This is a genomic window from Nocardioides marmotae, from assembly GCF_013177455.1.
Classification (GTDB): Bacteria; Actinomycetota; Actinomycetes; order Propionibacteriales; family Nocardioidaceae; genus Nocardioides; species Nocardioides marmotae.
Genome location: NZ_CP053660.1, coordinates 3,274,403 through 3,299,728, shown reverse-complemented (window position 1 = coordinate 3,299,728; position 25,326 = coordinate 3,274,403). Strand labels below are relative to the sequence as shown.

The window sequence follows — 25,326 nt, the reverse complement described above, 5'->3', positions numbered from 1 at the left end:
AAACCATCCGGCACCAGGAGATGTTCCCCCGCATGACCCGCCCCGAGGACCTGCTCGCCGCGCTCGACCCGGAGCAGCGCACGGTCGCGGAGGCGCTGCGCGGGCCGGTCCGCGTGCTGGCCGGCGCCGGCACCGGCAAGACCCGCGCGATCACCCACCGCATCGCGTACGGCGTCGCGACCGGCGTCTACGCCCCGACCGAGGTCCTGGCGGTCACCTTCACCACCCGCGCGGCCGGCGAGATGCGCGGCCGGCTGCGCACGCTCGGGGCCGGCGGCGTCCAGGCGCGCACGTTCCACTCCGCGGCGCTGCGGCAGCTGCGGTACTTCTGGCCGCACGTCCACGGCACCGAGCTGCCGCAGCTGATCGAGTCCAAGATCGGGCTGCTGGCCTCGGCCGCGCGGCGGCAGCGGATCTCGGCGGACCAGGCGCTGCTGCGCGACCTGGCCTCGGAGGTGGAGTGGGCCAAGGTCAGCAACGTCCACCCCGACGACTACGCCCGGGTCGCCCCTGAGCGCGGGCGCAGCGTCACCAACCTCGACCCCGGCACGGTCGGCCGGGTCTTCGGCAGCTACGAGGACGCCAAGCGCGAGGCCGGCCGGATGGACATGGAGGACATCCTCCTGCTGACCGCCGGCATGCTCGCCGAGGACGAGCGGGTGGCCGCGCAGGTCCGCCGGCAGTACAAGTGGTTCGTCGTCGACGAGTTCCAGGACGTCTCGCCGCTCCAGTCGGCGCTGCTCGACCTCTGGCTCGGTGGCCGCAACGAGATCTGCGTGGTCGGCGACCCCGCCCAGACGATCTACTCCTTCGCCGGCGCCAACGCCGACTACCTGCGCGACTTCCCCAAGCGCCACCCCGGGACCACCTCGGTCGAGCTGGTCCGCAACTACCGCTCGACCCCCCAGGTGGTCGAGGCCGCGAACACGCTGCTGGCCGGCACCCCCAGCCAGGGCGTCGACCTGCGCGCCCAGCGCCCGGCCGGCCCGCCGGTGACCTACCAGGCGCGCCCCGACGAGGTCGCGGAGGCCGAGGAGGTCGCCGCGCGGATCCTCAAGCTCCGCGACGCCGGCCGCCCGCTCGGCGAGATCGCCATCCTCTTCCGCATCAACGCTCTCTCCGAGGCCTTCGAGGAGGCGCTGTCCGCGCGCCGCATCCCCTACGTCGTCCGCGGCGCCAGCCGGTTCTTCGACCGACCGGAGGTCCGCGAGGCGGTCACCCGGATCCGCGGCGCCGCCCGCTCCGGCGAGGGCGTCGGCGTCGTCGACACCGTGACCGCGACGCTCGCCGGGATGGGCTGGACCGCCGAGGCGCCGGCCGCCCGCGGCCAGACGCGGGACCGGTGGGAGTCCTGGCAGGCGCTCGTCGACCAGGCCAGCGAGTTCGAGTCCGGCGGGGGAGACCTCGAGGCGTTCGTCGACGACCTCGACCGCCGGGCCGCCGAGCAGCACGCGCCGGTCGCCGAGGGCGTCACGCTCGCCACCTTCCACGCCGCCAAGGGCCTGGAGTGGGACTCGGTGTTCCTGTGCGGCCTCCAGGACGGCACGCTGCCGATCACGTACGCCGACACCCCGCTGGCGGTGGAGGAGGAGCGCCGGCTGCTCTACGTCGGGATGACCCGCGCCCGGCTCGACCTCGCCCTGTCCTGGGCGGCGGCCCGCAACCCCGGCGGCCGCGCGTCGCGCCGGCCCTCTCGGTTCCTCGACCCGTTGCTGCCCGAGGACACCCGGCCCCAGGACGGGCCGCGGCGGCGCAAGGTCGCCGGCTGCCGCGAGTGCGGCAAGCCGCTGACCTCGGCGGTCGAGAAGAAGCGCGGCCGCTGCCACGACTGCCCGGCGTCGTACGACGAGGAGCTCTTCGAGCGGCTGCGCACCTGGCGCAAGGAGCGCGCCGACACCGAGTCGGTCCCGGCGTTCGTCGTCTTCACCGACGCCACCCTCCAGCTCATCGCCGAGCACAAGCCGCGCACGCCCGAGGCGATGCTGCGGATCAGTGGTATAGGCCGGTCGAAGGTCGAGAAGTACGGCGAGGACGTGCTCGAGCTCGTCGGGTAGGTGTCTGCGCAGGTCAGCGCCGAGATCTCCCCGAGGGCGCAGCGGCGGCCCAGGCGGTCCGCGGGCGGCGCTTGAAAAAGAAATCGGAGAAATGACCATTAAATGGTTTGCCCCTTACCGAGGCAGGGGGCTAAATTTCCCGCTATCAGTCATGCGCATCACGGTCCTGACCCGACCGGCGCCCGCACATCGAAGGAGGTGGCCCCGATGATCAGCTTCGTGAACCCGACGACGACGGCTCAGACCCCGTCCGGCTTCGCCATGCCCACGTGCGGCCACGCCTCGATCCCTGCCTCGATCCGCGCCTGGATCCCGGCCGCGGTCATCGTGCGCGATCGCCAGGAGGGCTCCGTCCGTCCGGCGACCCTGACCGTCCTCGGCGCGACCACCGCCATCAAGCGCGACGCCGCCACCCCCGCCTACTTCCCGGGTACCACTGCCTGGAGACCACCGATCTGCTGAGACCACTCAGCACCGGCGCCTCCAGGCCGCGGAACCCGACACCCGGGATCCGCGGCCTTTCTGTTTCCCGCACACCCGCGATCAAGGAAAACGAGGAGGTGAAACATGACCATCAGCGTTCTCGACCGCAGTCCCGCAGCGGAGTCCACCCTCGGCTCCCTGCACGACCGAGCGGCCCAGGTCGACGACGAGCTGCTGCCCTGCCGGGCCAACAACCCCGAGCTGTGGTTCGCCGAGTCCCCGTCCGACGTGGAGCACGCCAAGGCCCTCTGCCAGGAGTGCCCGGTCCAGGCCCTGTGCCTCGACGGGGCGCTCGACCGCCGGGAGCCCTGGGGTGTCTGGGGCGGACAGCTCTTCCTCCAAGGAGTGGTGATCCCCCGCAAGCGGCCCCGCGGCCGTCCGCGCAAGACCGACGCCGCCTGACCGGTGGCCCCCGCAGCACCAGCAGCACCACCCATCCATCCCGCAGCACCATCCCTCACGACAAGGACGTCGCGATGAACCACCTCCACGTAGACATCGCCCGCGCGCAGATGAGTGCGCGCCTCGGAGAGGCGGAGAAGGCTCGCCGGTCCCACCAGCTGGCCCGCTCCATCCGGATGCACCGCAAGGCCGAGACGGCCGCGCAGCAGGCCCGGACCGCCCTCGCCCGAGCGCTCTGAGCGCGCCTGACCAGATCAAGGACCGACCTCACATGACCACCGAGACCCACCGGAGCACCGACATGAATCTCATGAACGAAAACCTGGCCCGCGCACAAATGTCCGCGCGCCTGGGAGAGGCGCAACAGTCCCGCCGCGGCCACGAGCTGGCCCGTGCCCGCCGCCTGAGCCGCAAGGCCGAGCGAGCCGCGCAGCAGGCACGCCTCGCCCTGGCCCGCGCCCTCTGAGGCGGAACCGACCTCACCCTGATCGCGGGTGATGCACAGGGGAGCCCGGCACCACGTGAGTGGTGCCGGGCTCCTCGGCGTCTGCGGCCGGCGCGGCTCCGTCCCGCTCGGTCCCGCCGCATGGGGTCGACGTCCTAGGCTCGGGCGGGTGGAGACCCCGGAGACCACGCGGACGTGCGGGTGGTGCGGGCGCCAGGAGTCCGACCCGGCGCGCACCCTGACCTGGACGACCGCCGTCGAGCGCGGCCGCGCCCGCGTCTACTGCGAGACCTGCTCCCGCGAGCACCTGCGGGCCATGGAGGGGAAGCTCGACAGCGAGCACTGGTGACCGGTGGGGCCGGGACCAGGCTCAGCCGGTCCGGCGGCCGCCGAGCGCGCCCCACGTGCACCCGCAGTGCGGGTGGGGATCGACCGGCACGCGCACCGGCGTCGCCGCGCCCAGCTCGTACGCCGCACCCCAGGTCGAGGGCCGGTCGCCCTCGACCCAGGCCACCACGTCGCGCACGGCCCAGGCCAGCGCCAGCGCGCGGCACACCGGGTCGGCGGCCGGCGGGGCGGCCCGGGCGAGCTGCTCGAGGACGATCGCCCGCCGCGGGTCGGCCTCGGCCCGGCGCGCGTCGTCGCAGCGCAGGCAGCCGGTCACGCCCGGCGCGACGAACGGGCCGACCACGGGCCCGCCGTCCCGGCCGGCCACCAGCAGGTGCGGCACGCCCGCCCGCAGGCACGGGTCGACCCGGCCGCGGGCGAGCACGCCGGGGGAGAGGACGAGGTGGACGGCGCCGAGGCCGGAGCGGGTGGTCGCGACCCCGGCGGCGGCCAGCAGCGCGGCGGCCGGCTCGGCCCAGTCCGGCGGTGCGTCGAGGGAGACCACGGCCGCGGCCCGGGCCGCCAGCCGGCGGGCGGCGTCGTCGCCGTGCCGGGCGCGCGCCGCGAGGGCGATCGGGCCGCCCGGGCGCGGGTCGGCGTCGACGAGCAACCCCGCGGACTCCAGCGCGGCGAGGACGCGGGTGGCCGTGGCGTCCGGCTCGGGGGAGCGGCCCTGCTCGAGCGCGGCGAGCACGCGGCGTACCTCGGGGGTGTCGGGGAGGACGGCTCGGCGGGGCAGGTCGAGACCGACCTGGAGGTGCCCGTCGTCGCGGCGGACCGCCACCAGTCCCGGTAGCAGCGTGCGGCTCATGCCGGCAGCCTCACACGGGACGGGGCTCGGCGCCGCCGCTCCTCCACAGGCCCAGAACGCGTCCGGCGGCGCCCCCACGAGGGGGCGCCGCCGGACGGGCAGCTCGAGGAGGCGTCAGGTCACGCCTTGCCGAGGATGCGGTTCAGGTTGGTGCCGCAGACGGGGCAGACGGCCTTGGCCATCCGGGTGCCCTTGTCGTTCACCTTGACCTCGCCCTCCGCCTCGCGCTTCTCCTTGCACTTGACGCAGTAGAACTCGCCGCTCCAGGTCTCCGCCATGACGGCCTCCTTGCCTAGTCTCACTCGGTCGTCGCGACGGGCTGCAGGGCCCGTCGCGGTCGCGCGGCTCGGCGCCGTCGGACCGCTGCGAGCCTACGGCACCGGGCCCGCACGCCGCCGCAGACGCTCCGCGGGCGCCCTCGCCGGCGTCGGTAGCCTGCCGCCCATGGCTGACCTCACCCACCTGCGACTGGACCGCACCGACGACGGCGTGGCCGTCCTGACCCTGGACAACCCCGACATGCGCAACGCGATGTCGGATGAGATGACCGCCTCCTGGGTGCGCGCCGTCGACGAGCTCGCCGCGGACTCCTCGGTGCGCGCCGTGGTCGTCACCGGCGAGGGCACGGCCTTCTGCTCCGGCGGCAACACCGGGTGGATCGCCAGCGAGCCCGACGCGTCGGTGGACTACCTGCGCACCCGGATGATGGCGTTCTACCGCGCCTGGCTCTCGATCCGGAAGCTCGAGGTGCCGACGATCGCGGCGGTCAACGGCGCGGCCATCGGCGCGGGGCTCTGCCTGGCGCTGGCCTGCGACATCCGGTACGCCGCGCGGGGCGCCAAGCTCGGCGCGCCGTTCGTGAAGCTCGGGATGCACGCCGGCATGGCCGGCACCTACCTGCTGCCTGACGTCGTCGGCGAGGCGCACGCGCGCGACCTGCTGCTGACCGGCCGGGTCGTCCAGGCCGACGAGGCGCTCACGATGGGCATGGTCTCCCGCGTCATCGAGCCGGAGGGCTTCCTCGAGGAGGTGATGGAGACCGCGCGCGGGATCGCCGCGACCGCGCCGATCGCGAGCCGGCTGACCAAGCTGGCGCTGATGGACGGCGGGCACCGCGACTTCGAGGCCGGCCTCCAGTGGGAGGCGATGGCTCAGCCGATCACCCTGGCGACCGCCGACCTCCAGGAGGGCATCCGCGCCAGCCGCGAGAAGCGGGCCCCGGTCTTCACCGGCGAGTGACGTGCCGCGAGGCCCCCGGCCGGCGCCTGAGATCCGCCTTCCCCTTGCGGATCTCCTGCGCCGGACCCGGGGGCCTCGGCTGTTCCCCACGCTAGGTTCGGGTGCTCGGGCGGTCAACGCCGCCGATCCTCAGCCTGTGGACAGAGCTGTGGAGAAGGCTGTGGAGCGCGGGGCGGACCCGTGGAGACACGCCGCGGGTACCGGGAGGAGCCTGGGGAGGACACGCCCGGGCGTCGGCCCGGCGGGCGGCTGACCAGGGAGAACGGTCCTCCACCGCCTGTGGAGAGAAGAAAGTCGGAAGGAGGCGGGTCGTGGGCGACGTACCCGACGAGCCGCAGGCGTACGCCGCGGGGCCGGTCGCCGCGCTGCGGCGGATCGCGTTCCTGCTGGAGCGGGCCCGTGAGGACACCTACAAGGTCAAGGCCTACCGCGGCGCGGCCGCGGTGATCCTGCCGCTGCCCGACGACGAGGTCGCCCGGATGGTCGAGGACGGCACCCTGACCGACCTGCCCGGGGTCGGGACGTCCTCGGGACGGGTGATCGCCGAGGCGGTCCGGGGGGAGACGCCGCGCCGGCTGGCCGAGCTCGAGGCGGCGTACGCCGGACCGCTCGTGGCCGACGAGCACGGCGCCCACGACCTGCACGCCGCGCTGCGGGGGGACTGCCACTCCCACTCCGACTGGTCCGACGGCGGCTCGCCGATCGAGGAGATGGCGATCACCGCGATGGAGCTCGGCCGCGACTACCTCGTGCTCACCGACCACTCCCCGCGGCTCAAGGTCGCCCGAGGGCTCAGCGCGGAGCGGCTGGCCCGCCAGCTCGACGTCATCGACGCGGTCAACGACCACCTCGGGGGCGCCTTCACCCTGCTCAAGGGGATCGAGGTCGACATCCTCGACGACGGGTCGCTGGACCAGACCACCGAGATGCTCGACCGGCTCGACGTCCGGGTCGCCAGTGTCCACTCCAAGCTGCGGATGGACCGCGACGCGATGACCCGGCGGATGGTCGCTGCCACCCGCGACCGCCACGTCAACGTGCTCGGGCACTGCACCGGGCGGCTGGTCACCGGCGGCCGCGGCACGCGCCCGCCCTCGCAGTTCGACGCCCGCGCGGTCTTCGAGTCCTGCGCGGAGCACGACGTGGCGGTCGAGATCAACTCCCGGCCCGAGCGGCGCGACCCGCCGACCGAGCTGCTCGAGCTCGCCCGCGACGTCGGCTGCGTGTTCTCCATCGACAGCGACGCGCACGCCCCGGGGCAGCTGGACTTCCTCTGGTACGGCGCCGAGCGGGCCGCCGCGGCGGGCATCGAGCCGGACCGCATCGTCAACACCTGGCCGAAGGAGCACCTGCTGAGGTGGGCGGCAAAGTAAGTTTCCTCACATGGGAGTACCCCCCGCCGTGGAGGTACGCCGCTCCGAGCGGCGTCGCCACACCGTCTCGGCCTACCGCGACGGTGAGCGGATCGTGGTGCTCGTGCCCGCCAGCCTCTCCCGCGCGGAGGAGGCCGACTGGGTCGAGCGGATGGTCGCCCGGCTGGAGCGCTCCGAGCAGCGCGCCCGCCCCTCCGACGACGACCTCCTGGCCCGCGCGAAGGTGCTCAGCAACCGGTACCTCGGCGGGATCGCCGCCCCGGACTCCGTGCGGTGGGTCGACAACCAGAACTCCCGGTGGGGCTCCTGCACCCCGCGGGAGCGGGCGATCCGGCTGTCCACCCGGCTGCAGGGGATGCCCTCGTGGGTCATCGACTACGTCATGGTCCACGAGCTCGCGCACCTGATCGAGGCCGGCCACGACGCCCGGTTCTGGGCGTGGGTGGACCGCTACCCCCAGGCCGAGCGGGCCAAGGGCTACCTGGCGGGCTGGTCGGCGGCGGAGCGGATGGACCCGCCGCCCGGCGAGGACGTCGACTGAGCCATCTGGGCCACCCGGGCCAGCCGGGCCGCGCCGAGCGCGACCAGCTCGGCCAGCTCGGGGTTGGGCAGCGCGTCCAGCGGCCACCAGCGCACGTCGACCGACTCCTCGCTCACCGCGTACGTCGCCTCCGCCGGCGCGACCGCGAGGAAGCGGACGTCGAGGTGGTGCACGGGGCGCCCGCCCGCCTGCGGTCCGCCGCAGAACGGCACGGCGTGCTCGGAGAGGTGCACCGGCTGCGGGTCGACGACCAGCCCGGCGATCCCGGACTCCTCGGTCGCCTCGCGCAGGGCCGCGCCGGCGAGCGTGGTGTCACCGGCCTCGCAGTGCCCGCCGAGCTGGAACCACTCGCGCGCCTTGGCGTGCAGCGTCAGCAGCGCCCGCTCGCCGGCCGCGTCGACCACCAGCGTGCTGGCGGTGACGTGGTCAGGGCGGCAGCCGCGCTGGAGCCCGTCGGGGTGGGCGCGCAGGTGGGCGACGTACCGCTCGCGCAGCGTCTCCTGCTCGGCACTCGGCGCGGCCCAGCCCTCGAGCAGCGCGAGCGCGTCGGCGTGGAGGCTCACTCCTCGGAGGGCTTGGGGGACTCGGGGGACTCGGGCGACTCGGGGCCCTCGGGGGAGCTCGGGTCGAGCAGCTTGCGCAGCTCGGCGTCGAAGTCCTCCTCGCTCAACGAGGCCGGGGCCGCGGAGTCCTCGCGGAAGCCGAGCGGGTCGTCGAGGTCGGCCGGGGTCGGGAGCAGGTCGGGGTGCATCCACACCCCGTCGCGGCCCTCGATGCCCTGGCGGCTGCGCAGCGAGCCCCACAGGGTGGAGGCGTCGCGCAGGCGGCGCGGGCGCAGCTCGAGCCCCACGAGCGAGGCGAAGGTCTGCTCGGCGGGTCCGCCGGCGGCGCGCCGGCGGCGTACCGCCTCCTGCATCTTGGCCGCGGCCGGCATCCGGGTGGCGGTGGCCTGGCCGACGACCTCGTCGACCCAGCCCTCGACCAGGGCGAGCGCGGTCTCGAGCCGCTGGAGCGCGGCCTCCTGACGCGGCGACTTCGGCATCTCGAACAGGCCGCCCTCGAGCAGCTGCTGCATCGAGGCGGGGTCGTTGGGGTCGATCCCGCGCATCTGCTCCTCGATGCGCGACTGGATCGCCTCGGCGTTGATCTCCACGCCCTTGGCGTAGTCGGTGACCGCGGCGAGGACGTGCTCGCGCAGCCACGGCACGTGGGCGAAGAGGCGCTGGTGGGCGGCCTCGCGCAGCGCGAGGTAGAGCACCACGTCGTCCTCGGTGACGTCGAGGCCCTCGCGGAAGGCGGCGATGTTCGCGGGCAGCAGCGCGGCCCGGCCCGGCTCGGTGAGGGGTACGCCGACGTCGGAGACGCTCAGCACCTCACCGGCCAGGGCGCCGAGGCCCGAGCCGACCTGGCTGGCGAGCATCGCGCCGACGGCCTTGCCGAGGATGCCGAGGATCGGCCCGGCCTGCGCCTTGGCCTCCGGCGGGAGCGCGTCGGCGATGCCCTGGGTGGACTGGAGGGCGACCGGCTCGACCAGCACCTTCCACACGTCAGCGGTGGCCACGACCCACTCCGCGCGGCTCCACGCGGCCGTCGAGGTCACGCCCGAGGGGAACGTGGTGGTCTCGTCGAGCCAGTGGTCGGCCAGGCGCAGCGCGTCGGCGACGGCGTCCTTCTGGCGCTGGGTGGGCGTCGGGTCGGGCTGCGGCACGGCCTTGCGGGCGGTGTCGAGGGCGAGGGTCCAGTTCAGCGGCCCGTCGTAGGGCTGCATCATCGCCTGGATCTGGCCGAAGAGCGCGGAGAGGTCCGGCATCCCTCCGGGCATCCCACCCGGGAAGCCTCCGGGCAGACCGCCCGGGAAGCCTCCGGCGCCACCGGAGAAGAACGCCTCGAAGGGCGTGCCCTTGAAGGGATTCTGGCCCGGGTCCTGGCCGTCGTCGGGGCCGTCCGACGGGTTGTTGGTCATGGTCCCAAGGTAGCCGGGGCGCCCAGGACTAGGGTCGCCCCCATGACCCATCCCGCCGTCCGGCTCGTCGGCCTGCGCGAGACGCCCCTCGACGTGGAGGAGGTGCTGGGCTCCCTCGACGACGACGCCTCCGGCGGCCTGGTGCTCTTCGTCGGCCGGGTCCGCGACCACGACGGGGGCAAGGGGGTCACCGGCCTGGACTACTCCGCGCACCCGACGGCGCTCGACCGGCTCACCGCGGTGTGCGAGCGGGTGGCCGAGGAGCACGACGTCCACGGGCTCGCGGCCGTCCACCGGGTCGGCACCCTCGACATCGGCGACGCCGCCGTCGTCGTCGCGACCGTCTCCTCCCACCGCGGGGCCGCCTTCGAGGCCTCCCGCGCGCTGATCGACACCCTCAAGGCGGAGGTGCCGATCTGGAAGCACCAGCGCTTCGGCGACGGCACCGAGGAGTGGGTCGGCTCCCCGTAGCACCGGCGACAGCGCGGGCGACGGGCGTGGCTCCGCCGGATCGGGCGGGACGCTGCCTAGGCTGCGGCGCGTGGAGATCCTGCTGTGGCTCGTGCCGCCCGCCGTGGTGACGGTCGTGGCGATGGCGTGGGTGTCCTGGCTGGGCCGCGAGGGCCGGGGCGAGGTCGATCGCGAGGTCGCCGTGCGCCGGATGGGCGCCGCGATCGAGCACGGCCACCGGCCGACGTACGCCGCCCGCCCGCACCAGCAGGACCGCAGCACCGGCGTCGCCGTGCGCCCCTCGCGCCGCGCCTCCTGATCACCCTCCGGCCGCCTTTTCGGGCTGGCCCGGCGCGGGTTTCCGCCGGATGAGAAGGTGGCGGCATGACGCAGCGTACGCTCGCCGCCCTCCTGGCGGTGCCGCTCGTGGTCGCGCTGCTCGTCGCCGCCGCCCGGACCCCGCTGCCCTACGTCACCTACGAGCCCGGGCTGACCGTCGACGTCCTCGGTGAGGACGGCGGCTCGGAGATCGTCGAGATCGACGGCGAGCAGACCTACCGCGACGACGGCGAGCTGCGGATGACCACGGTGTTCGTCTCCCGGCCCAACGCCGAGGTCTCGCTCTTCGAGGTGCTCGGCGACTGGCTGAGCGACGAGGACGCGGTCTATCCCTACGACGCCGTCTACGAGCAGGGCACCACCGACGAGCAGAACCGCGAGGAGGGCGCCGTCGACATGGTCACCTCCCAGGACGTCGCGACCGCGGTCGCCCTCCAGGAGCTGGGGTACGACGTGGAGCCGGCCGTCGAGGTGCTGCTGGTCAGCAAGGACACCCCGGCCGACGGCAAGCTCCAGACGGGCGACGTGTTCCTCGAGGCCAACGGCACCGAGATCGAGGAGCCGCAGGACCTCGTGGACGCCGTCCAGGCGACGCCCGAGGGCGAGCCGGTGACCTTCCGCGTGCTGCGCAAGGGCGAGGAGCGGACCGTCGAGGTCGTGCCCGAGCTCGTCGACGGCACGCCCCAGGTGGGGGTCCGGCTCGGCACCGGCTACACGTTCCCGTTCGAGGTCGAGGTCAAGGTCGACCCGGCGATCGGCGGGCCCAGCGCCGGCCTGATGTTCAGCCTGGGCATCTACGACACCCTCACCGAGGGCTCCCTGACCGGCGGCAAGACCGTTGCCGGGACCGGGACGATCGACCCCGAGGGGAAGGTCGGCCCCATCGGCGGCATCCAGCAGAAGATCGTCGGGGCCCGCGACGCGGGCGCCGAGCTCTTCCTGGTGCCGCCGGACAACTGCGCGGACGCCCTGGGCGCCCCGAACGAAGACATGCGCCTGGTCCGCGCCGAGACCATGCACGACGCCGTCGAGGCGATCGAGGCCTGGGTGAAGGACCCTGACGCGAAGCTGCCGAGCTGCGAGGACTGACGTGAGCGACCTGCCCGAGAACGCCGACCTGCCCGAGGGCGCCGACGTGCCCGAGGGCGCCGACCTGCCCACCGAGACCGGGGAGGAACAGGACGGCCTGCTCGACGACCTCGACGTCGACCCCGCGCTCGCCTCGGCCGTCCTGGAGATCGAGGGCCACCTCGCCGGGGACGGCTGGGACCAGCCGGCGCGGCTCTACGCGCTGGTCGAGACCGCGGCGCTGGTGCGCCAGGAGCCCGTGCTCGCTGCGCAGATGGGGCTCGACGCGTCCTCGGAGCAGGGGTCGCTGACGGCCGTCGAGCAGGACCAGCTGGCACCCGACGTACCGTTGGAGCAGGTGCTGGAGACGATCCTGTGGCCCGCCGGCGTGGTCGGCTGCGCCGCGGTCGTCGAGCGGCTCGTGCTCCCGCCGGGCGCGGACGCCGAGGTGCCCGAGGACCCCGCCGAGGCCGAGGAGTTCGCGCGCGAGCACCCGGACCGGCAGGAGGTCCGCATCGTCGCGGGGGCGACCCGCGACGGATCCACGTACTGCGCGCTGAGGTTGCGCGCTCACGACGACGACCAGTCGGTCGTCGGAGGCGCCGATCTGGTGCCCGGCCTGCTCGCACTGCTGCGGGCCACGCTCGAGGAGGACGACACGATGAACGAGAAGACCACCGACCGCACCGAGCAGCCGGGAGGGGAGGCGTGAGCGAGCTGTTCGCCGACGACCCTCGCGACACCCCTCCGCCCGAGCGTGAGGTGCCGCGCCGGTCGCGGGCCCTCATCATCACGGCGGTCGTCGTCGTGCTCGGGTTCTTCGGGCTGACGACCTTCGCCGCCTTCTACACCGATCGGCTGTGGTTCATCGGGGCCGACTTCGGCTCGGTCTTCACGACCCTGTTCTGGACCCGCACCGGGCTCTTCCTCGTCTTCGGCGCCCTGATGGGCATCGTCGTCGGGGTCAACATGTGGCTGGCCTACCGCCACCGCCCGACCTTCCGACTGCCCTCGCCGGAGCAGACCGGCCTGGACCGCTACCGCGAGGCCGTCACCCCGATCCGCACCTGGCTGCTGGTGGGCGTGGCGCTGCTGCTCGGCGTCTTCGCCGGCACCTCGGGTGCGGGGGAGTGGCGCAGCTACCTGCTGTGGCGCAACGGCACCTCCTTCGGTGACGACGACCCCTACTTCGGGCGCGACATCGGCTTCTACGTCTTCGACCTGCCCTGGCTGCACTTCCTGGTCGACTTCACGATGGCCGTCGTCGTCGTGGCGCTGATCGCGGCCGCCGTCGTCCACTACCTGTACGGCGGCATCCGGCTCCAGGCCTCCCACGACCGGCTCTCGGGCGCCGCGCAGGTGCAGCTCTCGGTCCTGCTCGGCATCTTCGTGCTGGCCAAGGGCGTCGACTACTACCTCGACCGCTTCGACCTGGTCACCCAGGACGGCGAGCTGTTCACCGGCATGAGCTACACCGACGACCACGCGGTGCTGCCGGCCAAGAACATCCTGATGGGCATCGCGGTGATCTGCGCGGTGCTGTTCTTCCTCAACATCTGGCGCCGCACCTGGATCCTGCCCTCGATGGGGCTGGCGCTGCTCGCGCTCTCGGCGGTGCTGCTCGGCCTGATCTGGCCCGGCATCGTCCAGCAGTTCCAGGTCAACCCCTCCCAGGCCGACAAGGAGGAGGAGTACATCCAGGCCAACATCGAGGCCACCAGGTCGGCCTACGACGTGGCCGACGTGGAGACCGAGCAGTACACCGCGAGCGCGGACCTCTCCACCGGCCTGGCCTCGCTGGACCGGCAGACCTCCTCGGTCCCGCTGGTCGACCCCCAGCTCGTGCGCGCCGCCTTCGAGCAGGAGCAGCAGGTCCGCGCCTACTACTCGGTCGCCGACGTGCTCGACGTCGACCGCTACAACGTCGGCGAGGAGGAGCGCGCGCTGGTCCTCGCCGTGCGCGAGCTCGACCAGTCCGGCATCAACGAGGGCGACCGCAACTGGTCGAACCTGCACACCGTCTACACCCACGGCAACGGCATCATCGCGGCGTACGCGAACGCCCGGCCGCGGGACAACTCCGCCCAGGAGGGCGGGGCCGAAGGCACCCAGGCCCAGGACGCCGGCATCGAGTGGGCCGAGGGCGACACCGAGGACGAGCTCACCGAGGCGACCGGCGGCTTCGAGACGCGGGTCTACTACGGCGAGCAGAGCCCGGAGTACTCCATCGTCGGCAAGGCGGACGAGGACGACAAGGACGTCGAGCTCAACCTGCCCACCGGTGGTGACGAGGCCGCGGAGACCACCACGACGTACGACGGCGAGGGCGACGTCGCCATCGGCGGCTTCTTCAACCAGCTGATGTACGCCGTGAAGTACGGCGAGCCGAACTTCCTGCTCTCGGGCCGGGTGAACGAGAACAGCAAGATCCTCTACAACCGCCAGCCGCTCGACCGCGTCCGCAAGGTCGCCCCGTGGCTGACCGTCGACGCCGACGCCTACCCGGCGATCGTCGACGGCCGGATCCTGTGGATCCTCGACGGCTACACCACGACCGACCGCTACCCGCAGGCCCAGCGGGAGTCGCTCGACACGATGACCGACGACTCGCTGGACACCCAGGGTGCGCTGCGCGCGATCCCGACCGACGAGATCAACTACATGCGCAACGCCGTGAAGGCGACGGTCGACGCCTACTCCGGCGAGGTCACCCTCTACGCCTGGGACGAGGAGGACCCGATCCTCGAGGCGTGGAGCAACGCCTTCCCCGGCACGGTCACGCCGAAGTCGGAGATCTCCGACGGGCTGCTGGAGCACCTGCGCTACCCCGAGGACCTGTTCAAGGTGCAGCGCTACCAGTTCGCGCGCTACCACGTCACCGACCCGCGTGACTTCTACCAGGGCAACAACCGCTGGGAGGTGCCCGAGGACCCCTACACCAACGGCACCCTGCAGCCGCCGTACCGCCTGTTCGTGCGCAACCCCGACGACGCCGAGGAGACCTTCTCGCTGACCTCGACGTTCGTGCCGTACGGCAAGAACAACCTGGCCTCGTTCGTGTCGGTGAACGCCGACGCGACCAGCGAGGAGTACGGCCGGATCCGGGTGCTCCAGCTGCCCAACGAGCAGACCGACGGACCGGGGCTGGTCGCGAACGACTTCACCTCCGACGAGGGCGTGCGGCAGGCGCTGCTGCCGCTGCAGTCGGGTGGCGCGAAGCCGGTCTACGGCAACCTGCTCACGCTGCCGGTGGAGAACGGGCTGCTGTACGTGCAGCCGGTCTACACGACCCGGGAGCTGTCGGACGCCAGCTACCCGATCCTCCAGTACGTGCTCACCAAGTACGGCGACGAGGTCGGCGTCGGCAACACCCTCACCGAGTCCCTCGGTGACCTGCTCGGCGCGGAGGCCGGCGACCTGGGCAACGGGTCCTCCGGCGACGGCGGCGAGGGGTCCGGCGACGGTGGCGAGGGCAACGGCGGCGATGGCCCGACCGGCACCCGCCAGGAGCAGATCGCCCAGCTGCTGGCCACCGCCGAGGAGGCGTTCGCCGCGGCCCAGGAGGCCCTGGCGGACGGTGACCTGGCGACGTACCAGGAGCAGGTCGAGGCGGCCGAGCGCGCCGTCTCCGAGGCGCTCTCGCTCTCCGGGAAGTCCGGCGTCGCCTCCGGTGGCGAGGACGAGGAGGGCTCGGGAACGCCGGGCGAGGAGCCCTCGCCGTCGGGCGACACCGCCGAGTAGACCCCGATTTGGTGGTCCTCCACCCCGTGTCGTAACGTTGGGTTCACCGACGCGGGGTGGAGCAGCTCGGTAGCTCGCTGGGCTCATAACCCAGAGGTCGCAGGTTCAAATCCTGCCCCCGCTACAAATCAGGACTGTGACGCAGTCCTGGCCCCGAAGCCCCCCAGGCCCAGCCTGGGGGGCTTCGGGCATTTCTGAGCCTGCTCCCGGCCCGCGCTCCGGCGAGCAGGTGTTCGACGGCCGCGCGCTCGGCGCGTCGGCCCAGGAGTCCACCCGGTTCGGACTAGGTGACTGTCACCTACGCGACGTGGACGTGCCAGACCCAGCCCTCCGCGGGCCGGCTGACGACCGGCAGGGACATCGGGATCTTCACCGACGCGAGGGCGCCGCCGCCTGAGCGAGCCTGATGACACAGCAGCAAACCGGGGCGGCCGGGGTGCCCCACCGCCTCGGCCCTGATTCTGCGCCGGCCCGATCGCCCCGGTCGACGCGCATCCCTAGGAGACCCCGTGCGATTGCGACCCGCCCCGGCAACGAGCCTGCCCCGGACGACGAGACCAACCACCGTGATCAGGATGCTCCTGGGTGCGGCCCTGACGACTGCCCTGGTCGGGACCGCCCTGTCGGGGACGTCACAGGCATCGCCGCCGGAGGTCCGCGCGGAGCCCGCGGGGCCTCCTGGGTCGAAGGACGCCGGTCGCTGGCAGGTCGAGCCGCTGTCGGGGGATCGGTACGTCGTCCGGTGGACGTCGCCGAAGACTCTCCCGATGACCTCTGATCGCCCGACGATCCGTGGCGCAGGGCTGTCGTTCGGACCTGCGACCGTCCGCGACGACGGCCGGACGGTCGAGGCGGTCGTGGTCAGTGCGTCGGTGCCCGATCCGGCCAGGCTCGACGTCGCGCTGTCGGGTGACCATCTCGAGGAGTCCCGTCCCGCCCGCTCCTTCCGCGCTCCCCTCGACGATCCCGCTCTGAAGGGTCTGCCATCCACCCACCCGCTGCTGGCACCTGACCCGGGCGTCGCTGGACCGCACGCCACGTCGACGAGCGACTACGAGCTGCCGCGGCTGAAGGTTCCGGGCCTGGTCGAGCCGATCGAGATGGTCGGACACGTCGTCGAGCCCGTGGCTGACGCCGACACCGGCAACCGGCCGCTCGTCCTCTTCATCCCCGGGCGGCACGCGGTCTGCTACGACCCGGACGACCCTCAGGCAGTCTCGACCCGGTGGCCGTGCACCGGTCGATTCGACGAGGTCCCGACCCACCTCGGCCACCACTACCTGCAGCAGGTGCTCGCATCGCAGGGTCACACGACGGTGTCCGTGGGCGTCAACGGCGTGAATGCCCAGGACGACGCGCTCGGCGACGGCGGCGCCGACGCCCGAGCCCGGGTCGTCCTGCGTCACCTCGACCACTGGGTCGGGCTCGCCCGCGACCGGCAGGTCGACCTGGACCAGGTGATCCTGGTCGGTCACAGCCGCGGCGGCGAAGGGGCGAGCCGCGCCGCGACACGGATACCGCTCTCCGCGCCGTACCGCGTCGCCGGGCAAGTGCTTCTCGCGCCGACCAACTTCGCCACGAACACCGCGCCCTACGTGCCGACCGTGACCGTCCTGCCCTACTGCGACGGGGACGTCGCCGACCTCCAGGGACAGCTTTACACCGACACATCCCGCGACGTCATGACCGACGACACCTCTCTGAAGAGCTCGGTCCTGGTCATGGGTGCCAATCACAACTTCTTCAACACCGAGTGGACCCCGGGCGTCTCCGCGGCACCGTCCGTCGACGACTGGGGTGGACCGGCAGACCAGCCGTGCGGACGCCGGACTCCCGAGCGTTTGACTGCTCCCGAGCAGCGCGCCGTCGGGACGGTCTACGTCGCCGGTGCCGTCGGTCTCTTCACGGGGCAGGTGGAGCATCTCCCGCTCTTCGACGGCTCGGCCGCCACGACCCCGTCCGTGGGTGACGCCGACGTGCGGTCGCATGCGATCGGCGGGGGCCGTGACGTGCGACGGCCAGGGATCGAGGCGACACCGACGACGTCCTCCGGGAGTGCCAGGGCTCGCCTGTGCACGGGACGAGTCAACAGTGGCCAGGTCCGGATCGAGGACTGCCTGCCGCGGGCCCGCGCCGTCACCCCGCACTGGGTCGCGTACGGCGCCCGGACTCCTCGCCGCATGTTCTGGGAGATGACCTGGTCCCGGTCCGGCGCCGTCGCGGGACTGCGATTCGACCAGCCGCTGGACCTCGACTCCGCACGACTGGAGATGCGCACCATGGTCGCCCCTGGGATCGCCGCCGAGCTGCGGGTCCGGATCACCGACGGTGCCGGCGAGAGCGACACCCTCCTTCCCATGGGGGGAAGCAGTCTGCCTCCGCTCATGGCAGCCGGGAGTGCCACCAAGATGTGGGCACAGTCAGTGCTGGTCGACGCGAGCGCGGCACGCGGGGTCGACCTCAGTGACATCCGCTCGGTCGAGATCGTCGGCGGCGCCGGCGGGGGCAGGCTCTGGGTGGCGGACCTCGCCGCGGCACCGCTCACCCTCGCGTCCGTGCCGGCGATCCGGGCACCCCAGATCCATCTCGGCGAGCTCACCATCGCCGAGGGAGATCCGAGCGGCGACCGACCGACGATGCGGACTGCTCGGGTGCCCTTCGCCATCACCGGCACGGTCACCCGGCCCGGGCGGCTGCTCGTGGTCACCGACGGACTACAGCCCGAGAGCAAGCAACGCTTCACCGTCGAGATCGCACCCGGTCAGACCACGGGCTCGATCCCGGTCCGCTATCGCGTGGACCGGCTCGACTCGGGGCCTGCCGGCGCGTCGTACATGGCCGTGTGGCCGTTGCGAGGGCTGGCCACCGACGACTATCTCGGGAATCTCGTGGTCCGCGACGATGACCCCACGCCGGCGGTGCGACTCCACGTGACCCGCAGCGTGCGGGAAGGGCAACCGATCGTGATGACGGCCCGTCTCGTCGAGCCCGTCGGCTACGAATGGCGAGTCACCTTCGAGTTCGTGGGCGGTCACGGCCCTCGCGCGCTTCGAGGCACCGATCTGCGGCGCCGCTGGCTGCGCCGCCAGGGCATCACCGGCGACCTCGACCGCCCGCTGTCCCGTCTCGGAGTCTCACTGACGGGCTCCGCCCCGGGAAGCCGAAGGACGATCCGGATCGAGATCCCCACCCGCCGGGACCGAGCAGCCGACCCGCCCAAGCGGGTCACCATCGCCTACTTCGACAGCATCGGCGGGGGGCCTCCGCGCAGGAGCACCGTGGTCGTCCGCGATCGACGGTGACCATGTGAGCTTCCGGACGCGGCCGTTCGCGCGAAGCAAGCCGCGAGATGCTCACCAATGCACGGCGCCGGCCCGCCGACCGGACAGACATCCGGCGTACTCCGCACGGAGTACGCCGAAGTGTCTGCCGTGGCCAGACGCGTCAGCCTCGCCTGATTGACAGCGTGATCGGCATGACCACTGAACTCACGGCGCCCGACCGTACCGGTGCCGACACGAGACCGAAGAGATCACTGACCAAGACCCTGCTGCCCTGGCTCGTGGTGGCCGTGTGGGTCGGGCTGCTGGTGGGCGGCTACTCCCTCGCCGGCAAGCTCGACTCGGTGACCCGCGACGGGCAGGCCGACTACTTGCCGGCCAGTGCCCAGTCGACCAAGGTGCTCCAGGCCGAGGCCGGCCTACCCGGCGGCGAGAACGGCCTGCTCATGATCGTGCACGAACGACCGGGAGGCCTCCAGCCGGGCGATCGGGAGGCGGTCGAACGCGGCCGGTCCGAGCTGGCGGAGCGATTCGGCAACGATCCCGACGCACTGCCCGCGATCGTCGCCTCCGACGACGGCACGGCCCTGATGTATGCGCTTCCGCTCGACCGTGAGGCGGTCGCCGAGGAGGCCGGCGCCACCGCAGACGCGCGTGCCCTTCTCGACGACCGGCCGCGTGGCCTGAACGCACATGTCACCGGTCCGACCGCGCTGGGGGCCGACATGGACGAGGTCTTCGATGCGGTCGATGCGACGTTGATGCTCGCTACTGCCGTGGTGGTGGCGCTCCTGCTGATCCTGACCTACCGCAGTCCGCTGCTGTGGCTGGTCCCGCTCGCCGCGGTCGGGGTCGCGGCGATCACGTCGATGGCCACCGTCTACGCACTGACCCAGATCTTCGACTTCACCATCACGAGCATGAGCTCGGCGCTGCTGATCGTGCTGGTCTTCGGCGCGGGCACCGACTACGCCTTGCTTCTCGTGTCCCGCTACCGCGAGGAGCTGCACCGACACGCTCGGCCGATAGATGCGATGCTGCAGGCGCTGCGCGGTGCCGGCCCGGCCATCCTCGCTTCGGCCGCGACGGTGGTCGCCGGCTTGTTGTGCCTGTTGGCCGCGGACCTCAACAGCATCAGCAGTCTCGGCCCGGTGGGCGCGGCGGGCATCGGGGCCGCGTTGCTGGTCATGCTGACGCTGTTCCCGGCCCTGCTGGTGCTGCTCGGGCGCCGGGTCTTCTGGCCGTTCGTCCCGCGGCTCGGGGGCGAGGCACACAAGCCCCGATCCGGGTGGGCCCGTCTCGGCGAGCTGGTCGCGCGCCGCCGCGTCGTCAGCTGGGCGGCTCCGCTGGTGATCCTGGGCGGTCTCGCGCTGGGCACCGTGGGTGCGAGCGGCTCCCTTCCGCAGCTGGACCAGTTCGCCCGCTCGACACCGGACTCGGTCATCGGGGCGAAGCTGATCGAGGCGCGCTACCCCGACGAGAGCGGTCAGCCGCTCACCGTGATGAGCCGGCCGGACCGGAGCCGCGAGGTCCTGGCCGCCGTCGAGAGCACGCCGGGGGTCGCGCAGGCCGAGATCGACCGGGCCGGCGACGACTGGGTGGAGATCTCCGTGCTCCCGGTCGACCCCCCGGAGAGCGCGGGTGAGACGGCGACGATCAAGCAGCTGCGGGAGAACCTGCGCACGGTCGCCGGTGAGGCTGCGCTGGTCGGCGGTCCGAGTGCCGAGAAGATCGACGAGGCCGAGACCAACAAGACCGACCGCGACCTGGTGATGCCGCTGATCCTGCTGGTGGTGCTCGCCATCCTCGGACTGCTGCTGCGGGCGATCGTGGCTCCGCTGGTGCTGGTCGCGACCGTCGTGGTGTCGTACTTCGGAGCCCTCGGACTGTGCAACCTGTTGTTCGACCATGTGCTCGGCTTCTCCGGGCTGGAGTCGTCGGTGCCCCTGATCGGCTTCCTCTTCCTGGTGGCGCTCGGTGTCGACTACAACATCTTCCTGATGACCCGGGTACGGGAGGAGGCCGTCCGGCACGGCACCGTCGACGGCACGAAGCGGGCCCTCGCGGTGACAGGTGGCGTGATCACCTCGGCCGGCGTCGTGCTGGCGGCGACGTTCGCGGTGCTCGCCTCGCTGCCGCTCGTCATGCTGGTCGAGATCGGGATACTGGTCGCCGTCGGCGTGCTCATCGACACCTTGCTGGTGCGGTCCATCGTGGTTCCCGCACTGACGATGTCGCTGGGTTCGAGGATCTGGTGGCCCAGCAAGCTCTCGCGGGAGAGTGAGGACAGTGTCGATGGCCGTGTGTGAACGATGACGGCACTCCGTCCGCCAGTGGCCGATCGGCTGCTGGCGGCAGGGTCGTTCGTGCTCGGCGTCGTCGCCGCGGTGACGCTCGAGGCGGTCGACTTCGACGGTGAGCGGAGCGTGGATCTGTGGGCGATCGTGCTCCTGGGCGCGGTCTCGGCGCCGTTGCTGGTCCGCCGGCGCTGGCCGATCCCCGTCGCCCTCGCGGTCCTCGCCGTGTCGACGCCGTACCACCTCCTCGACTATCCCCACGAGGCCACGATGGCGGCCTCACTCGTGGCGGCGTTCACGGCCGCGCGCTACAGCGAGCCTCAGCGGCGGGCCGTCGCCGCCCTGGTGGCGGTGGGTGCGGTGACCGTGCCGGTCGTCGCCGACGAGGCGTCGGGCGCACCTGGCGATGCTCTCCTCGGCCTCGGCTGGCTGCTCGTGGCGTTCTTCGCCGGTCTCGCGGTCCGCTTCCGCCAGGACTGGAACGCCTCCGTCACCGCGCGGCTCGAACAGGAGCGTGCCGATGAGGTCGAGCGGCGGGTCGCCGAGGAGCGGGTGCTGATCGCTGCCGAGCTGCACGACGTCCTGGCCCACGGCCTCGCGGTCGCGAACGTCCAGGCCTCGGTCGCTGCGCACCTGATCGACCAGCTGCCGAGGCGGGCCGATGCGCCGCTGCGGGAGCTGTCCAGCACGCTGCACCACCTGTCGGACACGAGCCGAGCCACGCTCCACGAGCTGCGCGCCATCCTGGACATCCTGCACGGTGGCGAGGCCGAGCCGACCGAGCCAGCGCCCCAGCTCGGTGAGCTGCAGCGTCTGGTGGACATGGCCGAGGCGGCTGGTGTCCGGGTCGACGTGGAGGCTGTCGGGCTGCCGGAGGAGTTGCCGTCGACGGTGTCCGTCGTGGCCTATCGGATCGTCCAGGAGTCGCTGACCAATGTCATCCGACACTCGGCGGCCGAGCACGCGACCGTCCGACTCGGCCAGGACGGCCACCGGCTGCGGATCGCGGTCGTCGATCCCGGGCCTGCGCGGCCGGACCCGACCGTGACATCGGCCGGCTTCGGGATCGTCGGGATGACCGGCCGGGCGCAGGCCGTCGGCGGCGAGCTGTGCGCCGGGCCGGGCGAGTCCGGCGGGTTCGAGGTACGGGCCAGCCTGCCGCTGCCGGAGTTCTGGCGGGTGCCGTCGTGATCCGGGTCCTGCTCGCCGACGACCAGACCCTGGTGCGCGCCGCGTTCGCGCTGCTGGTGGGCTCCGCCGAGGACATGGAGGTCGTCGGGGAGGCCGGCACCGGCGACGATGCGGTGACGCTGACCCTGGACCTGCGCCCCGACGTCGTCCTGATGGACATCAGGATGCCGAGCACCGACGGCATCGAGGCGACTCGGCAGATCGTCGCTGACGCTGGGTCGAGCGGCAGCAAGGTGCTGATCCTGACCACGTTCGAGACAGACACCAACGTGCTGCGCGGCCTTCGCGCGGGGGCGTGTGGATTCCTGCCCAAGGACACCCGTCCGGACGCGCTGCTGCACGCCATCCGCACCGTCGCGGCGGGCGAGGCGCTGCTGTCGCCCGGCGCGACCAGGGCGGTCATCACCCGGGCGCTGAGTCGCCCGGACGCGCCGGTGCCCGAGCGGCTGGCCAGCCTGACGGCGCGCGAACGCGAGGTGCTTCAGCTGGTCGCCGCGGGCAGGAGCAACCAGGAGATCGCGGACGAGCTGGTCGTCAGCCCGCTGACCGCCAAGACCCACGTGGGCCGGATCCTGGCGAAGATGGACGCTCGCGACCGGGTCCATCTCGTGATCGCCGCGTACGAAGCCGGGCTCCTCTAGGCGCTTCGCCCCGCAGCGACCCGCCCGTCGGTGTGCCCGAGAGGCGCATGATGGACAGATGGACACGGGCGCGGATCGGACGGTTGCGGCGACGGCGGTCGGGGTCCTCCCCGGGCGCCGGGGACGGGGCCGGCCGTGACCGGCGCCCGCACGGCTGCCGAGCTCGAGGCGTACCTCGACGGCGCCCGCATCGCTCCCGAGGTGAGCACGCTGCGCCCGGACTACCGCGCGCTGCTGGTCGCCGCCAGCGGCATCACCGCCGGTGAGAGCGACGCGGCGAGCGAGGAGGCGCTGGCCCGGGCCGAGGCCGCCGCGGCGAGCGCACTCGCCGGGGGAGCGGTCGAGGACGTGCCCCACGTGCGCGCCTGGCGCGAGGCGTACCGGGCCTTCGGCGCCAAGCCCCAGCGCACCCGCAACAGCCTCGAGGCCCTGATGCGCCGCGCCGCCTCCGCGGGCCTGCCGCGGGTGAACCGGCTCACCGACCTCTACAACGCCCTCAGCGTGCTGCACCAGGTCCCGCTCGGCGGGGAGGACCTCGATGCCTACGCCGGACCGCCCCGCCTCCTGCGTGCCACCGGGGAGGAGCCGTTCGACACCGTCGCCGAGGGCCGGCCGGTGGTCGAGCACCCCGAGCCGGGCGAGGTGGTGTGGTGCGACGACGAGGGGGTCACCTGCCGACGCTGGAACTGGCGCCAGGGACGGCGTACCCAGCTCACCGCCGACACCACCTCCGCGCTGTTCATCCTCGACGCGCTCGAGCCCCTGACCGACCAGGCTCTCCTCGCGGCCGGCGAGGACCTCCTCGACCACCTGCGCCGGCTCGGTCCAGACGTCCGGACCGCCACCCGCCTCCTCGGCCCGACGACCTCGCACCGGGGCTAGCCTCGGGTGGTGACCGCGACGACGGGTGAGCTGCTCGCCGCCTACGACTCCCAGCTGCGGCTGGAGGCGGAGATGGTCGGCGCCCTGTCCTGGCACCGGCACGGCCCGCTCGTGCGCGGCGTGCTCGAGCACGGCGGCTTCGTCTCCTACCGCGAGCTCGGCGTCGACGGAGACGACCTCGACCGGCTCATCGCCGAGACGGTCGCGTGGTACCGCGACGAGACCGACGTGGCGAGCTTCGAGTGGAAGACCCGCGGCCACGACCGACCGGCCGACCTCCCCGAGCGGCTGGTGGCTCACGGCTTCGTGCCGGACCCTGCGGAGACGGTGATGATGGGGCGGGCCGACCTGCTGGCCCGGCCGCTCGACCTGCCGGCGGGCATCACGCTGCGGCGGGCCGGGGAGGGCGGCGACCTGCTGGACGACGTCGCCCGGGCGTCCCGGCTCCAGACCGACGTCTTCGGCCGGGATGCCGGCCCGGACGCCCGTCTGCTCGCCGCGAGACTGGCCGCGGAGCCCGACCGCACCGGCCTGTGGCTCGCCGAGGACGCTGCGGGGATGGTCGTCTGCGCCGGCCGGCTGGAGGTGGTGCCCGGCACCGACGTCGCCGGGCTCTGGGGCGGTGCCACCTCCGCGGCGTGGCGCGGCCGCGGCATCTACCGCGCCGTGGTGGCCGCCCGGGCGCAGGCGGCCCTGGCCCTGGGCGTGGTCCACCTGCACAGCGACTGCACGGAGATGTCGCGGCCCATCCTGGAGCGCAGCGGGCTGGTCGCGGTGACGACCACGACGCCGTACCTCTGCTCACTCGCTCCGCCCCGGCAACCGATCTGACCACGCACGGCGGGCGGGTGATCCTGCCCCGCCCGCCGTGCGGCCTGGTCACGCCTGCCCGGTGGCGGGATCGCGTCGGCGCGGCCGGGCGTGGACGACGGCCACGGTGAGGGCGGCGCCCGCGCCGAGCAGCCACCACGGGAAGCCCACCGCGGCGCGGGGCCCGTCGCCCGGGACAGCGTCCTGGGGCACCTCGCCGACGCGTTCGCCGGTCACCAGGATCCGGTGGCTGTTGACGCCGACCGGGGTGCAGGTCACGAGCATCACCCGGTCCTTGCCGGGCACCGGGCGCAGCGCTTCGGTCTCGTCCGGCTCCACCACCTGGGTGGTCGTGACCTCGTAGGCGATCGCGGTGCCGAAGACGTCGACGACGAACTCGTCGCCGACCTCGACCTGGTCGAGGTCGTCGAACATCGTGGCCTCCGGCAACCCGCGGTGGGCCGCGATGACCGCGAGCGTGCCGCGTCCGCCGACCGGCAGGTGCGAGCCCTCGAGGTGACCGGCCCCCTGGCGCAGCACCTCGTCGGAGGTGCCGTGGTAGATCGGCAGGTCGACGTCGATGTCGGGGATGACCACGTGCCCCATCACACCGGAGCCGTTGATGTCGAGGATCGAGTCGTAGTCGAGGGAGGGGTCGCGGGGAGCGCCGCTGTCGGACGGCTTGCGGGACCCCGCCTCGAGGAGCGCGCCGCTGGTCAGGGCGGCGTTGTAGCGCTTGGCCCGGCGGAGGTGCGCGGCCACCTCCGCCGGCGCGGCGCGGCGCAGGTCCGCCTGGTAGGCCTCGGTGACCTCGGCCTGGTTGACGGCGCTGAACCAGCTCGCTGCGCTCGGGTAGAGCAGCATCCCGCTGCCCAGCACGACGAGCAGCGCCACGACGACCGGACCGGCGACGAACGAGGCCGCCCTT

The 25,326-nt window shown here is 72.9% G+C and carries 25 protein-coding genes and 1 tRNA gene; 21 read left to right on the top strand and 5 right to left on the bottom strand.

Annotation, left to right across the window (positions count from 1 at the left end):
• The first annotated feature begins 32 nt into the window (after positions 1 to 32).
• From HPC71_RS15750 to HPC71_RS15725, 6 genes are all read left to right on the top strand, one after another.
• On the top strand, positions 33 to 2,054 hold the full coding sequence (locus HPC71_RS15750; RefSeq protein ID WP_154613251.1) for an ATP-dependent DNA helicase UvrD2: 2,022 nt from the start codon (positions 33 to 35) through the stop codon (positions 2,052 to 2,054).
• A 207-nt stretch (positions 2,055 to 2,261) separates the two neighbouring features.
• On the top strand, positions 2,262 to 2,516 hold the full coding sequence (locus HPC71_RS15745; RefSeq protein ID WP_154613250.1) for a hypothetical protein: 255 nt from the start codon (positions 2,262 to 2,264) through the stop codon (positions 2,514 to 2,516).
• Between the two features lie 105 nt (positions 2,517 to 2,621).
• Positions 2,622 to 2,939, top strand: a complete 318-nt coding sequence (locus HPC71_RS15740; RefSeq protein WP_154613249.1) for a WhiB family transcriptional regulator — start codon at positions 2,622 to 2,624, stop codon at positions 2,937 to 2,939.
• Entirely contained in the window at positions 2,846 to 3,178 is a 333-nt protein-coding gene (locus HPC71_RS21290) for a putative WhiB-interacting protein (protein ID WP_490713224.1), read from the top strand. Before HPC71_RS15740 ends, HPC71_RS21290 begins: the two co-directional genes overlap by 94 nt.
• A gap of 32 nt (positions 3,179 to 3,210) precedes the next feature.
• The gene (locus tag HPC71_RS15730) at positions 3,211 to 3,405 is read left to right on the top strand and encodes a putative WhiB-interacting protein (RefSeq protein ID WP_154613248.1); all 195 of its coding nucleotides are present in this window, start codon (positions 3,211 to 3,213) and stop codon (positions 3,403 to 3,405) included.
• Positions 3,406 to 3,553: 148 nt separating this feature from the next.
• Positions 3,554 to 3,733 carry a hypothetical protein gene (locus HPC71_RS15725; protein ID WP_154614815.1) on the top strand — a complete coding sequence of 60 codons (180 nt, stop codon included), beginning with the start codon at positions 3,554 to 3,556 and terminating at the stop codon, positions 3,731 to 3,733.
• 21 nt (positions 3,734 to 3,754) lie between these two features.
• Here HPC71_RS15725 and HPC71_RS15720 read toward each other — a convergent pair whose 3' ends face one another.
• Complete coding sequence (locus HPC71_RS15720) at positions 3,755 to 4,582, bottom strand: TOMM precursor leader peptide-binding protein (RefSeq protein ID WP_154614816.1); 828 nt, start codon at positions 4,580 to 4,582, stop codon at positions 3,755 to 3,757.
• Positions 4,583 to 4,701: 119 nt separating this feature from the next.
• On the bottom strand, positions 4,702 to 4,860 hold the full coding sequence (locus tag HPC71_RS15715; protein WP_011754982.1) for a DUF5679 domain-containing protein: 159 nt from the start codon (positions 4,858 to 4,860) through the stop codon (positions 4,702 to 4,704).
• 166 nt (positions 4,861 to 5,026) lie between these two features.
• On the opposite strand from HPC71_RS15715, the gene HPC71_RS15710 reads away from it, so the two are divergent.
• The 3 genes from HPC71_RS15710 (at position 5,027) to HPC71_RS15700 (ending at position 7,735) form a co-directional block, all read left to right on the top strand.
• The gene (locus HPC71_RS15710) at positions 5,027 to 5,821 is read left to right on the top strand and encodes an enoyl-CoA hydratase/isomerase family protein (protein ID WP_154613245.1); all 795 of its coding nucleotides are present in this window, start codon (positions 5,027 to 5,029) and stop codon (positions 5,819 to 5,821) included.
• A 311-nt stretch (positions 5,822 to 6,132) separates the two neighbouring features.
• Positions 6,133 to 7,194 carry a PHP domain-containing protein gene (locus HPC71_RS15705; protein ID WP_171896902.1) on the top strand — a complete coding sequence of 354 codons (1,062 nt, stop codon included), beginning with the start codon at positions 6,133 to 6,135 and terminating at the stop codon, positions 7,192 to 7,194.
• Positions 7,195 to 7,204: 10 nt separating this feature from the next.
• Complete coding sequence (locus tag HPC71_RS15700; RefSeq protein ID WP_154613244.1) at positions 7,205 to 7,735, top strand: M48 family metallopeptidase; 531 nt, start codon at positions 7,205 to 7,207, stop codon at positions 7,733 to 7,735.
• On the opposite strand, the gene HPC71_RS15695 is transcribed toward HPC71_RS15700, so the two are convergent.
• Together HPC71_RS15695 and HPC71_RS15690 are read right to left on the bottom strand one after the other, a co-directional pair.
• Positions 7,672 to 8,298 (bottom strand): NUDIX hydrolase, encoded by a 627-nt coding sequence (locus HPC71_RS15695; RefSeq protein ID WP_171896901.1) that lies wholly within the window; start codon positions 8,296 to 8,298, stop codon positions 7,672 to 7,674. The two genes, HPC71_RS15700 and HPC71_RS15695, sit on opposite strands and share 64 nt — an antisense overlap.
• A complete protein-coding gene (locus tag HPC71_RS15690; RefSeq protein WP_154614817.1) occupies positions 8,295 to 9,698 on the bottom strand; it encodes a zinc-dependent metalloprotease in 1,404 nt (467 codons plus the stop codon). Before HPC71_RS15690 ends, HPC71_RS15695 begins: the two co-directional genes overlap by 4 nt.
• Before the next feature lie 42 nt (positions 9,699 to 9,740).
• Here HPC71_RS15690 and HPC71_RS15685 point away from each other — a divergent pair, with 42 nt between their 5' ends.
• The 12 genes from HPC71_RS15685 (at position 9,741) to HPC71_RS15630 (ending at position 24,419) form a co-directional block, all read left to right on the top strand.
• Complete coding sequence (locus tag HPC71_RS15685) at positions 9,741 to 10,169, top strand: molybdenum cofactor biosynthesis protein MoaE (protein ID WP_154614818.1); 429 nt, start codon at positions 9,741 to 9,743, stop codon at positions 10,167 to 10,169.
• 70 nt (positions 10,170 to 10,239) lie between these two features.
• Positions 10,240 to 10,467: a hypothetical protein gene (locus tag HPC71_RS15680; protein ID WP_154614819.1), complete on the top strand. Its 228-nt coding sequence runs from the start codon at positions 10,240 to 10,242 to the stop codon at positions 10,465 to 10,467.
• Between the two features lie 65 nt (positions 10,468 to 10,532).
• The gene (locus tag HPC71_RS15675) at positions 10,533 to 11,576 is read left to right on the top strand and encodes a YlbL family protein (RefSeq protein ID WP_154613240.1); all 1,044 of its coding nucleotides are present in this window, start codon (positions 10,533 to 10,535) and stop codon (positions 11,574 to 11,576) included.
• Position 11,577: 1 nt separating this feature from the next.
• The gene (locus HPC71_RS15670; protein ID WP_253943742.1) at positions 11,578 to 12,267 is read left to right on the top strand and encodes a PPA1309 family protein; all 690 of its coding nucleotides are present in this window, start codon (positions 11,578 to 11,580) and stop codon (positions 12,265 to 12,267) included.
• Positions 12,264 to 15,296 (top strand): UPF0182 family membrane protein, encoded by a 3,033-nt coding sequence (locus HPC71_RS15665; protein ID WP_171896900.1) that lies wholly within the window; start codon positions 12,264 to 12,266, stop codon positions 15,294 to 15,296. Before HPC71_RS15670 ends, HPC71_RS15665 begins: the two co-directional genes overlap by 4 nt.
• A 50-nt stretch (positions 15,297 to 15,346) precedes the next feature.
• Positions 15,347 to 15,420 (top strand) — tRNA-Met (locus tag HPC71_RS15660).
• Positions 15,421 to 16,168: 748 nt separating this feature from the next.
• Positions 16,169 to 18,598 carry a hypothetical protein gene (locus HPC71_RS15655; protein ID WP_154614820.1) on the top strand — a complete coding sequence of 810 codons (2,430 nt, stop codon included), beginning with the start codon at positions 16,169 to 16,171 and terminating at the stop codon, positions 18,596 to 18,598.
• A gap of 173 nt (positions 18,599 to 18,771) precedes the next feature.
• Positions 18,772 to 20,886 (top strand): MMPL family transporter, encoded by a 2,115-nt coding sequence (locus tag HPC71_RS15650; protein ID WP_154614922.1) that lies wholly within the window; start codon positions 18,772 to 18,774, stop codon positions 20,884 to 20,886.
• Positions 20,887 to 20,910: 24 nt separating this feature from the next.
• A complete protein-coding gene (locus HPC71_RS15645; RefSeq protein WP_253943741.1) occupies positions 20,911 to 22,065 on the top strand; it encodes a sensor histidine kinase in 1,155 nt (384 codons plus the stop codon).
• A complete protein-coding gene (locus HPC71_RS15640; protein WP_171896899.1) occupies positions 22,062 to 22,706 on the top strand; it encodes a response regulator in 645 nt (214 codons plus the stop codon). The genes HPC71_RS15645 and HPC71_RS15640 overlap by 4 nt, the downstream gene beginning before the upstream one ends.
• A gap of 135 nt (positions 22,707 to 22,841) precedes the next feature.
• Positions 22,842 to 23,588 carry a B3/B4 domain-containing protein gene (locus tag HPC71_RS15635; protein ID WP_257866191.1) on the top strand — a complete coding sequence of 249 codons (747 nt, stop codon included), beginning with the start codon at positions 22,842 to 22,844 and terminating at the stop codon, positions 23,586 to 23,588.
• Between the two features lie 9 nt (positions 23,589 to 23,597).
• Positions 23,598 to 24,419, top strand: coding sequence for a GNAT family N-acetyltransferase (locus HPC71_RS15630; RefSeq protein ID WP_253943740.1), 822 nt, complete (start codon positions 23,598 to 23,600; stop codon positions 24,417 to 24,419).
• 48 nt (positions 24,420 to 24,467) lie between these two features.
• On the opposite strand, the gene HPC71_RS15625 is transcribed toward HPC71_RS15630, so the two are convergent.
• On the bottom strand, positions 24,468 to 25,292 hold the full coding sequence (locus HPC71_RS15625; protein WP_171896898.1) for a class C sortase: 825 nt from the start codon (positions 25,290 to 25,292) through the stop codon (positions 24,468 to 24,470).
• Between the last annotated feature and the right edge of the window lie 34 nt (positions 25,293 to 25,326).

What these genes read in the sequence shown, in the direction of transcription:
- HPC71_RS15740 (WP_154613249.1), top strand. Translation starts at nt 2,622, where the DNA reads ATGACCATCAGCGTTCTCGACCGCAGTCCCGCAGCGGAGTCCACCCTC.
- HPC71_RS15675 (WP_154613240.1), top strand. Translation starts at nt 10,533, where the DNA reads ATGACGCAGCGTACGCTCGCCGCCCTCCTGGCGGTGCCGCTCGTGGTC.
- HPC71_RS15750 (WP_154613251.1), top strand. Translation starts at nt 33, where the DNA reads ATGACCCGCCCCGAGGACCTGCTCGCCGCGCTCGACCCGGAGCAGCGC.
- HPC71_RS15700 (WP_154613244.1), top strand. Translation starts at nt 7,205, where the DNA reads ATGGGAGTACCCCCCGCCGTGGAGGTACGCCGCTCCGAGCGGCGTCGC.
- HPC71_RS15690 (WP_154614817.1), bottom strand. Translation starts at nt 9,698, where the DNA reads ATGACCAACAACCCGTCGGACGGCCCCGACGACGGCCAGGACCCGGGC.
- HPC71_RS15650 (WP_154614922.1), top strand. Translation starts at nt 18,772, where the DNA reads ATGACCACTGAACTCACGGCGCCCGACCGTACCGGTGCCGACACGAGA.
- HPC71_RS15720 (WP_154614816.1), bottom strand. Translation starts at nt 4,582, where the DNA reads ATGAGCCGCACGCTGCTACCGGGACTGGTGGCGGTCCGCCGCGACGAC.
- HPC71_RS15730 (WP_154613248.1), top strand. Translation starts at nt 3,211, where the DNA reads ATGACCACCGAGACCCACCGGAGCACCGACATGAATCTCATGAACGAA.
- HPC71_RS15745 (WP_154613250.1), top strand. Translation starts at nt 2,262, where the DNA reads ATGATCAGCTTCGTGAACCCGACGACGACGGCTCAGACCCCGTCCGGC.
- HPC71_RS15715 (WP_011754982.1), bottom strand. Translation starts at nt 4,860, where the DNA reads ATGGCGGAGACCTGGAGCGGCGAGTTCTACTGCGTCAAGTGCAAGGAG.
- HPC71_RS15710 (WP_154613245.1), top strand. Translation starts at nt 5,027, where the DNA reads ATGGCTGACCTCACCCACCTGCGACTGGACCGCACCGACGACGGCGTG.
- HPC71_RS15685 (WP_154614818.1), top strand. Translation starts at nt 9,741, where the DNA reads ATGACCCATCCCGCCGTCCGGCTCGTCGGCCTGCGCGAGACGCCCCTC.